The organism is Bradyrhizobium sp. NDS-1 (assembly GCF_032918005.1).
Taxonomy (GTDB): Bacteria; Pseudomonadota; Alphaproteobacteria; order Rhizobiales; family Xanthobacteraceae; genus Bradyrhizobium; species Bradyrhizobium tunisiense.
This window is the reverse complement of the sequence record NZ_CP136628.1, coordinates 3,044,175-3,056,489: the sequence shown is the minus strand read 5'-3', so window position 1 is coordinate 3,056,489 and position 12,315 is coordinate 3,044,175. Positions and strand designations below refer to the sequence as shown.

At 64.9% G+C, this 12,315-nt stretch carries 14 protein-coding genes; 8 read left to right on the top strand and 6 right to left on the bottom strand.

Annotation, left to right across the window (positions count from 1 at the left end; all coding sequences use genetic code 11):
• Positions 1-5 precede the first annotated feature (5 nt).
• On the top strand, positions 6-248 hold the full coding sequence (locus RX330_RS14115) for a PilZ domain-containing protein (RefSeq protein WP_317243387.1): 243 nt from the start codon (positions 6-8) through the stop codon (positions 246-248).
• A 168-nt stretch (positions 249-416) separates the two neighbouring features.
• Here the strand turns inward: RX330_RS14115 and RX330_RS14110 are convergent, their stop codons facing one another.
• Positions 417-641 carry a hypothetical protein gene (locus RX330_RS14110; protein ID WP_212081658.1) on the bottom strand — a complete coding sequence of 75 codons (225 nt, stop codon included), beginning with the start codon at positions 639-641 and terminating at the stop codon, positions 417-419.
• Between the two features lie 151 nt (positions 642-792).
• Between RX330_RS14110 and RX330_RS14105 the strand changes: the two genes are divergently transcribed.
• On the top strand, positions 793-1,197 hold the full coding sequence (locus RX330_RS14105; RefSeq protein ID WP_212081660.1) for a hypothetical protein: 405 nt from the start codon (positions 793-795) through the stop codon (positions 1,195-1,197).
• Positions 1,198-1,304: 107 nt separating this feature from the next.
• Positions 1,305-1,637 (top strand): hypothetical protein, encoded by a 333-nt coding sequence (locus tag RX330_RS14100; protein ID WP_212081662.1) that lies wholly within the window; start codon positions 1,305-1,307, stop codon positions 1,635-1,637.
• Between the two features lie 73 nt (positions 1,638-1,710).
• Here the strand turns inward: RX330_RS14100 and RX330_RS14095 are convergent, their stop codons facing one another.
• From RX330_RS14095 to RX330_RS14080, 4 genes are all read right to left on the bottom strand, one after another.
• The gene (locus RX330_RS14095) at positions 1,711-2,067 is read right to left on the bottom strand and encodes a carboxymuconolactone decarboxylase family protein (protein ID WP_212081664.1); all 357 of its coding nucleotides are present in this window, start codon (positions 2,065-2,067) and stop codon (positions 1,711-1,713) included.
• A 10-nt stretch (positions 2,068-2,077) separates the two neighbouring features.
• A complete protein-coding gene (locus tag RX330_RS14090; protein WP_317243386.1) occupies positions 2,078-5,302 on the bottom strand; it encodes an efflux RND transporter permease subunit in 3,225 nt (1,074 codons plus the stop codon).
• The gene (locus RX330_RS14085) at positions 5,299-6,309 is read right to left on the bottom strand and encodes an efflux RND transporter periplasmic adaptor subunit (protein WP_317243903.1); all 1,011 of its coding nucleotides are present in this window, start codon (positions 6,307-6,309) and stop codon (positions 5,299-5,301) included. The genes RX330_RS14090 and RX330_RS14085 overlap by 4 nt, the downstream gene beginning before the upstream one ends.
• Before the next feature lie 115 nt (positions 6,310-6,424).
• Entirely contained in the window at positions 6,425-6,724 is a 300-nt protein-coding gene (locus RX330_RS14080; RefSeq protein WP_375849054.1) for an ArsR/SmtB family transcription factor, read from the bottom strand.
• 115 nt (positions 6,725-6,839) lie between these two features.
• Between RX330_RS14080 and RX330_RS14075 the strand changes: the two genes are divergently transcribed.
• The 5 genes from RX330_RS14075 to RX330_RS14055 all read left to right on the top strand — a co-directional run bounded on the left by RX330_RS14075 (position 6,840) and on the right by RX330_RS14055 (position 11,627).
• Positions 6,840-8,126, top strand: coding sequence for an NAD(P)/FAD-dependent oxidoreductase (locus tag RX330_RS14075; RefSeq protein WP_317243385.1), 1,287 nt, complete (start codon positions 6,840-6,842; stop codon positions 8,124-8,126).
• Positions 8,123-8,566 carry a thioredoxin TrxC gene (gene trxC / locus RX330_RS14070; protein ID WP_212081680.1) on the top strand — a complete coding sequence of 148 codons (444 nt, stop codon included), beginning with the start codon at positions 8,123-8,125 and terminating at the stop codon, positions 8,564-8,566. Before RX330_RS14075 ends, trxC begins: the two co-directional genes overlap by 4 nt.
• Positions 8,567-8,582: 16 nt before the next feature.
• Positions 8,583-8,786, top strand: a complete 204-nt coding sequence (locus tag RX330_RS14065) for a DUF2892 domain-containing protein (protein WP_183234801.1) — start codon at positions 8,583-8,585, stop codon at positions 8,784-8,786.
• 36 nt (positions 8,787-8,822) lie between these two features.
• On the top strand, positions 8,823-10,262 hold the full coding sequence (gene ccoG / locus RX330_RS14060) for a cytochrome c oxidase accessory protein CcoG (RefSeq protein WP_317243384.1): 1,440 nt from the start codon (positions 8,823-8,825) through the stop codon (positions 10,260-10,262).
• Between the two features lie 165 nt (positions 10,263-10,427).
• Positions 10,428-11,627, top strand: a complete 1,200-nt coding sequence (locus tag RX330_RS14055) for a GNAT family N-acetyltransferase (RefSeq protein ID WP_317243383.1) — start codon at positions 10,428-10,430, stop codon at positions 11,625-11,627.
• Here the strand turns inward: RX330_RS14055 and RX330_RS14050 are convergent.
• Positions 11,605-12,270 (bottom strand): DsbA family oxidoreductase, encoded by a 666-nt coding sequence (locus RX330_RS14050; RefSeq protein ID WP_317243382.1) that lies wholly within the window; start codon positions 12,268-12,270, stop codon positions 11,605-11,607. The two genes, RX330_RS14055 and RX330_RS14050, sit on opposite strands and share 23 nt — an antisense overlap.
• Positions 12,271-12,315: the final 45 nt, after the last annotated feature.

Below are 12,315 nucleotides of genomic sequence, written 5' to 3'. Positions count from 1 at the left end.
CGCCGATGATCGAGAAGCGTGCTGCACAGCGTCACCGTGTTTTCAAGGGTGGAACGATCACCTTTCAAAACAGCGGCATTCGTTGCACCGTGCGAAACATGTCGGCGGGCGGCGCGGCCATCGACCTCGACGCCCCCCTCACGTTGCCGCAATCGTTCACGCTCTCGATCGCGTGCGACGATTTCGTGCGGAATTGTCGCACAGTTTGGCGCAGTGACAAGCGCGTCGGCCTCGCCTTCGTGCAATAACGCGCACGATGTGAACGAACGTTCGTATCGCATCCACAACACGATGATGATCACGCCAACGACGACGGCGACGCCGTGCAAGCACGCCGATCGCGGGCACCTCGTCGCTTCTCGAATAAGCCGTCGCAGGCGCGACGATGGGCGGGAATCGAAACGTCCGAACCAGCTCTACTTCGGCTTCTTGGCAGGTTCGTTCGGACGGGCTCCGCCCCACGGGTCGTACTTGTCCTTGGGTTCGGGAATGCGCTCGAGCGCGGCCTTGTAGGCGTTCTCGTCGACCTTGGGCTTGTTGTCCGCCGGCTTGGCCGGTTCAGGCGGATGCCGCCGGCCCTGCGCCTGCACCGAGGCGGCCGTCAGTGCCAGCATGGCGGTCGCTATGACCAAAATCCTCATCGGTGCAATCCCCTTCGTGTGGGGTACAAACTAGCCGGCAATCGCGGAATAGCAATGCCGCCGGTTCCAAGGCTTCAGCAAATTTTGATCGGCAGGGACTTCGCCGGATCGCATTCGTGTCTATCTGTTGGCCCGCAGGGGATCTTCACGGATGTTGCGGATTATTGCTCATGCGGCGCTGTTCGCCGGATCGCTCGCGCTCGGTGCTTGCGGCGTTGCCGATAGCCGCGCGCCGGTGCCCGAGTTCATGCGTATGAAGGAGGCCGAGCAGCCGCCTCCCGAAGCGCCTCCCGACGTCAAGCGCGTGGTACGCGAGCAGATCGATGTCGTCTTCTTGAGCACCTCCTATCCGCGCGAGGTGCACGTCGCCCCACCTCATCGTGAGGTGCGCGGACCGGGCTGGACCTCCTGCGTCCGCGCGCAACTCACTTCCGCGACTGGCACTTCGCTAGGTGCCCAGACCTACATCGTCACGATCACAGGCGGAAAGGTCGTCGACCGCCGGCGAGCGGAAGCCGACGACATCTGCGGGAGCGAGACTTACGAGCCGATCTAGGAACCGCCGCAAAAACGGCCAGTTCCGGGAAAAACCAGCATCGCGGCGGGGAACGATCGCCGCCTCCCCTTCTTGTTACCGCCGAGGGCAGTTTCGAGGAGGACAGGATGAAGACATTCACGATTGCGCTTTTGGCGGGCGTCGGCGCTCTGGCAGCCACGTCGAGTGCGAAGGCGTCCGATATTTACACGAGCAGCGAGTACGCCAATCCGGATCTGGTCCAGCAAGTACGGCTTGTCTGCGACGACGACGGCCGCTGCTATCGCACACGCGGCGGTTCGCGCGTGATCGTGCGCGATTCCTACAATTACATGCCGCGCGATCGCTATTACGAGCGCCGGACCTATCATCGCCATTATGACGATGGCCCGCGCGCCGGCGTCGGCATTCGCGCGCCTGGCGTCAGCGTCGGCGTGGGTGTCGGCGACCGCTACTGGTAGTGACCAAGAGGTAAGGCAAGGGGACCGGACGATCGTCGTCCGGTCCTCTTCACGTCGGACATCCGCGCGCAGCTCAATCGGAAGCGGCTTGCTGCTGGAACTGCTCGTACGCCCCGATCGCATCGGCTGCATACATCAGCGACGGCCCGCCGCCCATATACACGGCCATGCCGAGCGTCTCCTCGATCTCTTCGCGCGTTGCACCGAGCTTGACGAGCGCCTCGGTATGAAAGCCGATGCAGCCGTCGCAATGCGCGGCGACGCCGAGTGCCAGCGCGATCAGTTCCTTGGTCTTCTTGTCCAGCGCCCCGTCACGCGTGGCGGCCTGGGCGAGTGCGGCAAATCCCTTCATCGTATCGGGAATGTCGCTCCGCAGCTTTTTCAGGTTGGCCGAGATATTCCTGGTGATTTCGACGAAGTTCTTGTCCATCGGAGCCTCGCTAGCTGGATCTGGCAGTGGTCGAAGCGGCCTCGCGTGGCGCGCGCAAGGCGATATAGATCGCGGGGATTACCAGCACTGTGAGCAGCGTCGATGACGCAAGCCCGAACAGGAGCGAGATCGCCAATCCCTGAAAGATCGGATCGAGCAGGATGGTCGCAGCCCCGATCATGGCCGCGAGCGCGGTGAGCAGGATCGGCTTGAAGCGGACTGCTCCGGCCTCCAGCACCACCTCGCGAAGCGACTTCCCATCCCCACCGCTGTGCCTGATGAAATCGACCAGCAGGATCGAGTTGCGCACGATGATGCCGGCCAGCGCGATGAAGCCGATCATCGAGGTCGCGGTGAACGGCGCACCCAGCAGCCAGTGCCCGACCAGGATGCCAATCAACGTGAGCGGAATAGGCGTCAGGATGACGAGCGGCAGACGGAAGCTCCTGAACTGGGCCACGACCAGCACGTAGATGCCGAGAATGGCGGCGCCGAACGCTGCGCCCATGTCGCGGAAGGTGACCCAGGTGATTTCCCATTCGCCGTCCCACAGCAGCGTTGGACGCGACTCGTCCGACGGCTGGCCATGCAGGCTGATCGCCGGCTTCGGCAGCTTGCCCCAGTCATGGGCATCGACACGATCGGCAACCGCGAGCATGCCGTAAAGCGGCGCCTCGAAGCGTCCGGCGAGCTCGGCCATCACCATGTCGGCGAAGCGCCCGTCGCGGCGGAAGATCGTCGGCGAGCCCTCCTCCATGGTCGCCTTCACGACCTGACCGAGTTCGACGACCGTCTTGCTGCCGGGCAATGTGTTGGCCGGCACCGGCGTGGAGGCCAGAGCCTCGTCCCAGACCAGATCGCGCTTTCCGAGATGCACCGCGATCTCGATCGGGTTGCGGTCCTCACCGCGATGCGAGTAGCCGACCGAGATGCCGCCGAACAGTGCCTGGATGGTGTCGTAGACGTCGCGCTGCTCGACGCCGAAGAATTCGAGCCGGTCCTGGTCGATCGAGAGCCGCAGCCGTGGCCGTTTCTCGCCGACGGAATCGTCGATATCGACGATGAACGGGACTTCTGCGAAGACTTTCTTGAGCTCGGCCGTGACCGCACGGCGCGTGGTCGCGTCGGGACCGTAGACCTCGGCGAGCAGCGTCGAAAGCACCGGCGGCCCGGGCGGCACTTCGACCACCTTGACGCTGGTGCCCGCGGGCGGATCGAGCGCCTTCAGCTTCTCACGCAGTTCGAGCGCGATCTCATGACTGGCGCGCCTGCGCTCGCCACGCGCGGCCAGGTTGACCTGCACTTCGCCGAGCTCGGGCCTCTGGCGCAAATAGTAATGCCGCACCAGGCCGTTGAAATTGAAGGGGGCCGGCGTGCCGGCATAGGATTGCAGCGAGGTGACCTCCGGCAATTGCCGGGCGATCTCGGCCGCGCCGAACAGCGTGCGCTCGGTCGCCTCCAGGCTCGCCCCTTCCGGCAGGTCCACGACAACCGCGATCTCGGACTTGTTGTCGAACGGCAAAAGCTTGACCGTCACCGACTTGGTCGCAAACAGCGTCATCGACAGCAGCGTTGCGATGCCGACGCCGAGCAGGAATATCCAGGCCGACCGCTTGCTCCGCACGATCGGCGAGGCGAAGCGCCGGTACAGCCGGCCGAGCCGTCCTTCATCGTGCCCCGCATGCGCCGAGGCGACCTCGCCTTTTGGGGCAAGCTTGAGCATCAGCCAGGGCGCGACCACCATCGCGACGAAGAACGAGAACAGCATGGCCGCCGACGCGTTGGCCGGAATCGGCGCCATATAGGGGCCCATCAGGCCCGACACGAACAGCATCGGCAACAGCGCGGCGACCACGGTCAACGTCGCGACGATGGTGGGGTTTCCGACCTCCGCCACCGCCTCGATGGTCGCCTGCAGGCGCGGCCGGCCGTCGCGCATGGCCCAGTGCCGCGCGATGTTCTCGACGACGACGATGGCGTCGTCGACGAGAATGCCGATCGAGAAGATCAACGCGAACAGGCTGACGCGGTTGATCGTGTAGCCCATCAGATTGGCAGCGAACATCGTGAGCAGGATCGTCGTGGGAATCACGACGAGGGTCACCAGCGCCTCGCGCCAGCCGATCGCGACCGCGATCAGCACCACGATCGAGATCGTCGCGAGTCCGAGGTGGAACAGCAACTCGTTGGCCTTCTCGTTGGCGGTCTCGCCGTAGTCGCGCGTCACCGTCACCTGGATGTCTTCGGGAAGAAGGCGCGACTTCAACGCCGCGAGGCGTTCAGCGATGTTCTCGGACACGACGACTGCGTTGGCGCCCGCCCGCTTGGCCAGCGCCAGGCTGACGCCGGGCGTACGCGCCCACTGTCCGGCGGCATCGCGTGCTTCCGTCCAGACGCGATGCTCGACGGTGCTCGGGCCGACGACGACGGAGGCGACGTCCTTGACATAGACCGGCCGGCCGTCGCGGCTCGTGATCAGCAACAGCCCGATATCGGGAATGCCGGACAACGTCTGTCCCGCCGCGACGCTCCGCACGATGCCGGCATCGCGGACCTGCCCGGCCAGAAACGAGCGGTTGGCGTCCTTTACCTTGGCCACGAGCTGCTGCAGCGTGACGCCGAACAGCGACAGCTTCTCCGGATCGGGCTCGACCCGGATCTGTTGCGCGGTGCCGCCGGAAATGTAGGTCAGGCCGATGTCGTCGACCTTCATCAGCTCCGCGCGCAGCTTGTCGGCGAGCTCATAGAGGTCCTTGTCGGTCCAGCGGCTGGCCGCTTCCGGCTTCGGCGACAGCGTCAGCACCGTCACCGCGACGTCATTGATGCCCCGCCCTACGATCAGCGGCTCGGGAATGCCAACGGGAATGCGGTCAAGATTGGCGCGGATTTTCTCGTGGACCCTGAGGATGGCATCCTCGAACTTGGTGCCGACCAGGAAGCGCGCGGTCACCATCACGCGGTCATCCTCGGTCTGGCTGTAGACGTGCTCGACGCCGTCGATGCCCTTGACGATCGATTCCAGCGGCTTGCTCACCAGCTCCACCGCGTCCGGCCCGCGCAGGCCGTCGGCGTTGACGCGGATGTCCACCATGGGAACGCTGATCTGCGGCTCCTCCTCGCGCGGAATCACCACGACGGCGATCAGCCCCACGACGAGCGCCCCGATCAGGAACAGCGGCGTCAGCGGCGATGCAATGGTCGACCGGGTCAACCGTCCTGACAGACCGAGATTCACGGCTGCACCAGTTGATCGCCGGCCCCGATGCCGGACAGGATTTCGAGCCCGTCGGGAAGCGAAGGCGTCGGCATGTCGCGACCGCGCTGCACCGGCACGTCGATCGTCTCGCTGCCTTTCCGGAGCTGGACGTAGTCGATGCCGAACCTGGTCGTCACATAGCTCGAGGGAATGACGAAGGCCGGCCGCGCGCCGCCAGCGATCCACACCCGCAAGCGATCCCCGACAAAATATTCACCCAGCCCTTCGACGGTCGCGTCCGCGATGACGCGCCCCTCCTCGATCTGGGGATAGACGAGGTCGATCACGCCGCGCTTCGAGGCTTCTCCCGCCAACTCCGCGCCATCGACGCGGATCTTGTCGCCGGCCTTCAAAGAGCGTGCGTGACGCTCCGGTACGCGCAGCCGCAGCTTGAAGTTCTGCTCGGCGACCGTCACGAGCGGATCGCCGGCAAGCACGACGGATCCGACGGTGATCAACCGCTTCAACACGCGCCCGTCCGTCGGCGCAAGCACCTGTCCCTGGTTGAGCTGCTCGTTGATGACGGCGCGCTCCGCGGTCCTGGCGCGCAAGCCGTTGTCGGCGACGTTGAGCGCCGTGCGTTGCTCGTCGAGCTTGACGCGCGGCAGGATGCCCCGCTCGACCAGACCTTCGGTCCGGGTGAAGTCGAGCTGCGCCTGCTTGGCCTGTGCCTGCAGCGCCTCGATCTGCGCATCGAGCGATTTCATCTGGAGGACGAGCTTCTCGTCGCCGATCGCCGCAATGACTTGGCCCGCGGTAACGCGATCCCCTTCCCGCACCTTGAGCTGAACCACGGTCCCGCCGATGCGGCTTCGGGCGGGAACCACACTGATGCTCTCGACCGTCGCGAAGACGGCTTTCTCGTCGATAACCTGCTGCTGCGCCACGGTGAGCGTTGCGGCGGCCGCAGCCGACCCCGCCGGAATTCCGATCGTCGCCCAGGCGGCCAGAAGCCACAGGCATGCCGGATATTGCAAGGGACGCATCCGTGTCCTCATCTACTTCACCACACCGCGCCGCGGCGGTCCTCTCATTTCATCGACATCGGGCGACGGCGCGTTGATCTCGCGCAAGGCGCGTCCGTCCGCACTTGAGTAGCCTTCACTTCGTCCTTGCGGACTTCGGCGCGCAGAACACCTGATAAAGCGTCTTCAGGACTTCGCGGGCCGGCTCGCTGGCGATCGAATAGAAGATCGTCTGCGCATCGCGCCTGGATGCGACCAGGCCATCCTTGCGAAGGAGCGCAAGATGCTGGGAGACCGTGGAATCGCGCAGTCCAAGGAACTCGGCCAGTTCGCCGACCGACCGCTCGCCGTCGATCAACTGGCAGATGATGAGAAGGCGATGGCGATTGGAGAGCGCCTTCAGCAACTCGCTCGCCTGATCCGCCGCCCGCTCCATGATGTCGGCATTTATTTTCATAGTTGCGTATATACGCAAATATGAATATATCGTCAAGCGTCGCATGACAGCCGGAACTGAACCGGCGGAGCAACTTGGTCCAACGGAGGTACCCATGGCGGAGATTGTCGTAGTCGGAGCCGGTCTGAGCGGAACGCTGATGGCCTATGAATTGCTACCCCAGTTGAGAAAGGAGGACCGCCTCAGCGTCATCTCGCAAGGCGCGGTCTATCATTTCGTGCCTTCGAATCCCTGGGTGGCAGTCGGCTGGCGCAAGCGCGAAGAGATCGAGATCGATCTCGCGGACATCATGAAACGCAAGGGGGTGCGGCTGCTGACGCAGGGCGCAAAGCGCGTCCACCCGACCGAGAACCGTGTCGAACTCGGCGACGGGACGTCGATCGACTACGATTATCTGGTCGTCGCGACCGGTCCCGAACTCGCATTCGACGAAGTCCCCGGCCTCGGCCCGCAAGGCCACACCCAATCGATCTGTCACGTCGATCACGCCACGCATGCGAGAGACGCGTTCGAGAAGCTCGCGGCCAATCCCGGCCCGATCGTGATCGGCGCTGTCCAGGGCGCTTCCTGCTTCGGGCCGGCTTACGAGTTTCTCTTCATCCTCGAAACGGAGCTGCGCAGACGGAAGCTACGAGACCGGGTGCCGATGACGTTCGTCACCTCGGAGCCGTATATCGGACATCTCGGTCTCGACGGCGTCGGGGACACCAAGGGCCTTCTGGAAAGCGAGATGCGTGAGAAGCACATCAAGTGGATCACCAACGCCCGCGTCGACAATGTCGCCCCAGGCTTGATGACGGTGGAAGAGTTCTCCGACAACGGCACGTCCCGCAAGGCTCATGAGCTGCCTTTCGCTTATTCGATGATGTTGCCCGCCTTTCGCGGCGTGGAGGCGGTGCGCGGCATCGAGAATCTGACCAATCCGCGCGGCTTTGTCATCGTCGACAAGCATCAGCAGAATCCAACCTTCCCCAACGTCTTTGCGGTCGGTGTCTGCGTTGCGATCGCGCCGGTCGGCGCGACGCCGGTGCCGGTCGGCGTTCCCAAGACTGGCTTCATGATCGAATCCATGGTGACGGCGACCGCGATGAACATCGGCGCCCTGCTGCGCGGCAAGGCGGCGACGGCGCAGCCTACCTGGAACGCGATCTGCCTCGCCGATTTCGGCGATTCCGGCGTTGCCTTCCTGGCGCAGCCGCAGATTCCGCCGCGCAACGTCAATTGGTCCTCAAAGGGCGAATGGGTGCACCTCGCCAAGGTCGCCTTCGAGAAATACTTCCTGCGCAAGATGCGGCGCGGCGAGAGCGAGCCGTTCTACGAGCGCTTCCTGCTCGACAGGCTGAACATCGCCAAGATCAAGGAGGTCCGAACAGGCACATGAGCACGACACGCCAGATCGTCTGCGGACATTGCCGGCGCATCAATCGCCTGCCCGCCGATCGCACGCCGCAAGGCGCGCGCTGCGGCGCCTGTCATCAGCCGATGTTCACGGGCCGGCCGATCGACGTGGACGAGACCGGCTTCGATCGCCATGTCGCCGGCAGCGACATCCCCGTGCTGATCGACGTCTGGGCGCCATGGTGCGGTCCCTGCCGCGCCATGGCCCCGATGTTCGAGCGCGCGGCGCAACAGCTCGAACCCGGCGTGCGTCTTCTGAAGCTGAATTCGGACGACACACCCGCTCTATCCTCGCGCCTCAACATCAGCGGAATTCCGACGCTGCTGCTGATGCGCGGTGGCCGTGAGATCGCCCGCCAATCCGGCGCGATGGATGCGCGCAGCATCGTCGCCTGGACCGAAGCCAACCTGAACCGTTCGTAAGCAAAAGGAGCCTGCCATGAATGTCGATAAAGCCGTCCTAGCCTTTGCGGGATGCGTCGTCCTGCTCGGTCTCGCACTGGGCACCTACGTGAATGCATATTGGTACCTGCTGACGGCCTTCGCCGGTTTGAACATGTTGCAGGCCTCGATCACCGGCTTCTGCCCGGCGGCGATCGTGTTCAGGAAGCTGGGCCTGAGCAGCGGCTGCGCGTTCTCCTGAACGCGCCGACGCAGTTGTGATGCGGGGGAATTTGCCATGACCGACGACACCTTCATCGAGGGACCTCTCTACGAGAAGCGCAGAAAGGTCTATCCCCAGTCGGTCCACGGGCCGTTCCGCCGCATTAAATGGGCGATCCTCTGTGTCACGCTGGGGGTCTATTATCTCCTGCCGTTCGTACGCTGGAACCGCGGCCCCGGCCTGCCCGACCAGGCCGTGTTGATCGACCTGCCGCATCGCCGCTTCTATTTCTTCTTCATCGAGCTGTGGCCGCAGGAGGTCTATTACTTCACCGGCCTGCTCATTCTCGCGGCGATGGCTCTGTTTCTGATGAACGCGGTCGCGGGACGGCTGTGGTGCGGCTATCTCTGCCCGCAGACGGTGTGGACCGACCTGTTCTATGCCGTGGAGCGTTGGGTCGAGGGCGACCGCCGCGAGCGCATGCAGGGCGACAAGCACTATTGGACGTTCGACCATATCCGGAAGGTTGCGCTGAAGCATTTCCTCTGGATCATGATCGCGTGGTGGACCGGCGGAGCCTGGGTGCTTTATTTCGCCGACGCGCCGACGCTGGTGAAGGAGCTCGCCACCTTCGAGGCCCCGTTCATCGCCTATCTCTGGATCGGCATCCTGACCGCAACGACCTATGTCTTTGCCGGCCACGCGCGCGAGCAGATGTGCATCTACATGTGCCCATGGCCGCGCATCCAGGCGGCTCTGACCGACGAATGGGCGCTCAACGTCACCTATCGACGCGACCGCGGCGAGCCGCGCATGTCGGTGAAGAAGGCGGACGCCGCGCGCGCGCAGGGCGATCTCGCCGGCGATTGCGTCGACTGCCACCAGTGCATCAATGTCTGCCCGACCGGCGTCGACATCCGCCACGGCATCCAGCTCGGCTGCATCCAGTGCGGCCTGTGCATCGACGCCTGCGACAACGTGATGAGCGAGATCGGCCGGCCCAAGGGGCTGATCGGCTACGACACCGACATCAACATGCAGCGCCGGCGCGACGGCAAGCCGCCGATCTATCGCATCGTCCGCCCGCGCACCGTGATCTACGCCGCGGCCATCACCCTCGTGGGCAGCATCATGCTCTATACGCTCGCCACCCGCGCGACGATGGAGGTCAACGTGCTGCACGAGCGCAATCCCCTCTTCGTCCAGCTCTCGGACGGCGGCGTGCGCAACGACTATACCGTGCGCATCCTCAACAAGGGCGCGCAGCGATCGTTTACGCTCGAGATTTCCGGCCTGCCCGGCGCGACCATTCGCGTCGCCGGTATCGAATCCGGCTCGGACGGCAAGCCGATCGTCGAGGTTGGCCAGGACCAGACCCGCGAGGTCAGGCTGTCGGTCCAGGTCGGTCCCAGCGACCTGCCCAAGACCTCGCGCGACGTCGACATCGCCATCACCGACACCGCCAGCGGCGGACGGGCAACCGCCCGCGACCATTTCTTGCCGGGCGATCAATGACGTCCGCAATCCACTGCGCATCCAGCGGCCTGCCGCCACATGCTCAACGAAACGTTAATACTACCGCTCGAATTGAAGCGGCGTCCCAACGGTATTTTCCATTCTTTGCGCTAAGGATGAGCAGCGTAACACGGGCTCAGCCCGCGTGATTGGGGACGACGGGACGTGGCCGACATCGCGCAGCAGGCGGCGATCAAGCCGGCATCGGCAAGGCATGCCGACGCCGCGAGTGCGTGCGTTCCGCTCGCGACGATCGACCCAGGCCAATGGCGCGCACTCGCGCAACGCGCCGTCGAGCCGAACGGATATTACCTGCCTGCCTGGGAACTCGCCGTCAGCGCAACCGCGCGCGGCCGCACCAAAGCCTCGGCACTGCCCGCATTCGACAGTTCTTCGGCGCGGCTGATCGGGCTGATGCCGGTGATCTCGCTGTGGCGGGCCCTAAAGATCCCCCTGCCCGCGCTGGTGAGCGCGTATCCCTACGGCACGCTGTGCAGTCCGCTGATCGACCGCGACGCGCCGATCGAGGCGGCCGCGGCTCTGTTGCAGCAGGCGCGCGCGGTCGGCGCGCATGCGCTCGTGCTGAACGACGTCGCGCTCGACGGTGCTGCGATGAATGCACTCAGGCAGGTCCTGAGCCGCGATGGCCTGAAGCCGCGCGTGCTTTCCTCCTACATTCGCGCCTGCCTCGACGCGGCGCAGGATGCTGAAACGCTACTGCGCGATGCACTCGGCGCCAAGAAGCTCAAGGAGCTGCGGCGCCTGCGCCATCGCCTCGAACAGCGCGGCCCTGTTACGTTCGACGTCGCACGCCGGCCTGACGAGATCGGGTCCGCGCTCGAAACATTCCTGCGGCTCGAAGCCAGCGGCTGGAAGGGCGAGCGCGGCACCGCACTGGTCCGGCATGCGGGCGATGCGACCTTCATTCGCCGCGCCGTCCCGGCGCTGGCAGAGACCGCGCAGTGCGAGATCATCACGCTTCGCGCCGGCACGACGCCGATTGCCGCCGGCATCGTGCTGCGCCATCAGGATCGCGCGTTCTTCTTCAAGCTCGGCATCGACGAGCGCTTTGCCAGATATTCACCGGGCGTGCAGCTCACGCTCGACCTCACCCGCCATCTCTGCGCCGATCCCGCCATCGCCAGCGCGGATTCCACCGCGAGCGCCGACCACCCCATGATCAACCCGATCTGGCGCGGGCGTTTCGCGGTCGGCGACGTGCTGATCCCGCTGCGGCGGCACGATCCGGTGGTCGCGCTCGTCCATGGAGCGCTGGTCGGCGTCAACGCCGCGCATGAGGCTGCACGACGTATGGTTCGCCGGCTCCGCAAATCAGCGAAAGCTACTCCGCCGCCTGTGCGTTGATCTCTGCCGAGACCTCGCGGATCGCGCGGGCGAGCAGGTTCGGATCCTGCGCGCCGGAGACGGCGTATTTCTGCGCGAAGACGTAAGTGGGCACGCCGGAGATACCCTTCTCGGCGGCTTCCTGTGCGTCGGCCGAGACGCGCGCGACGTCGTCGTCGGTGGCTAGGCGCTTGCGCACGTCGTCGGCATCGAGGCCGACATCGGCGGCCGCCTGCACCAGCACGTTCACATCGGTGAGATCGCCGCCGTCGCGGAAATACAGCTCCATCAGGCGCTGCTTCATCTCGGGCGCCTTGCCGATCGCCTCGGCCCACAGGATCAGGCGATGGCAATCGGTCGTGTTGGGCTGGCGTGCCACCAGCTCGGGCTTGTAGACGAGCCCCTCCTCGCCCGCGGCCGCGACCACGCGTCCGGCAATGCCCTTGTAGGCCTCGACCGAGCCGAACTTCTGGGTGAGGTAGGCCTCGCGGCTGATGCCCTCGCGCGGCACCCAGGGATTGAGGAAGAACGGGCGGAAATTGAGCTTGACCGGAACGTCCGGAACGAGCGCCAGCGCGCTCTCGATCCGGTGCTTGCCGATATAGCACCAGGGGCACACCACGTCGGAGACGACGTCGATCTGGAGCGGTTTGAGCGTGCTCATGTCAGGCGCCTCCTTCGGGCAATACGGGTTCGCCGGAAGATAAGC

Bases quoted from the DNA above. Each gene is read 5' to 3' on its own strand.
- RX330_RS14110 (WP_212081658.1), bottom strand. From the start codon at position 641: ATGAGGATTTTGGTCATAGCGACCGCCATGCTGGCACTGACGGCCGCC.
- RX330_RS14050 (WP_317243382.1), bottom strand. From the start codon at position 12,270: ATGAGCACGCTCAAACCGCTCCAGATCGACGTCGTCTCCGACGTGGTG.
- RX330_RS14115 (WP_317243387.1), top strand. From the start codon at position 6: ATGATCGAGAAGCGTGCTGCACAGCGTCACCGTGTTTTCAAGGGTGGA.
- RX330_RS14105 (WP_212081660.1), top strand. From the start codon at position 793: ATGTTGCGGATTATTGCTCATGCGGCGCTGTTCGCCGGATCGCTCGCG.
- RX330_RS14085 (WP_317243903.1), bottom strand. From the start codon at position 6,309: ATGCGTCCCTTGCAATATCCGGCATGCCTGTGGCTTCTGGCCGCCTGG.
- RX330_RS14065 (WP_183234801.1), top strand. From the start codon at position 8,583: ATGAATGTCGATAAAGCCGTCCTAGCCTTTGCGGGATGCGTCGTCCTG.
- trxC (WP_212081680.1), top strand. From the start codon at position 8,123: ATGAGCACGACACGCCAGATCGTCTGCGGACATTGCCGGCGCATCAAT.
- RX330_RS14075 (WP_317243385.1), top strand. From the start codon at position 6,840: ATGGCGGAGATTGTCGTAGTCGGAGCCGGTCTGAGCGGAACGCTGATG.
- ccoG (WP_317243384.1), top strand. From the start codon at position 8,823: ATGACCGACGACACCTTCATCGAGGGACCTCTCTACGAGAAGCGCAGA.
- RX330_RS14095 (WP_212081664.1), bottom strand. From the start codon at position 2,067: ATGGACAAGAACTTCGTCGAAATCACCAGGAATATCTCGGCCAACCTG.
- RX330_RS14100 (WP_212081662.1), top strand. From the start codon at position 1,305: ATGAAGACATTCACGATTGCGCTTTTGGCGGGCGTCGGCGCTCTGGCA.
- RX330_RS14080 (WP_375849054.1), bottom strand. From the start codon at position 6,724: ATGGAGCGGGCGGCGGATCAGGCGAGCGAGTTGCTGAAGGCGCTCTCC.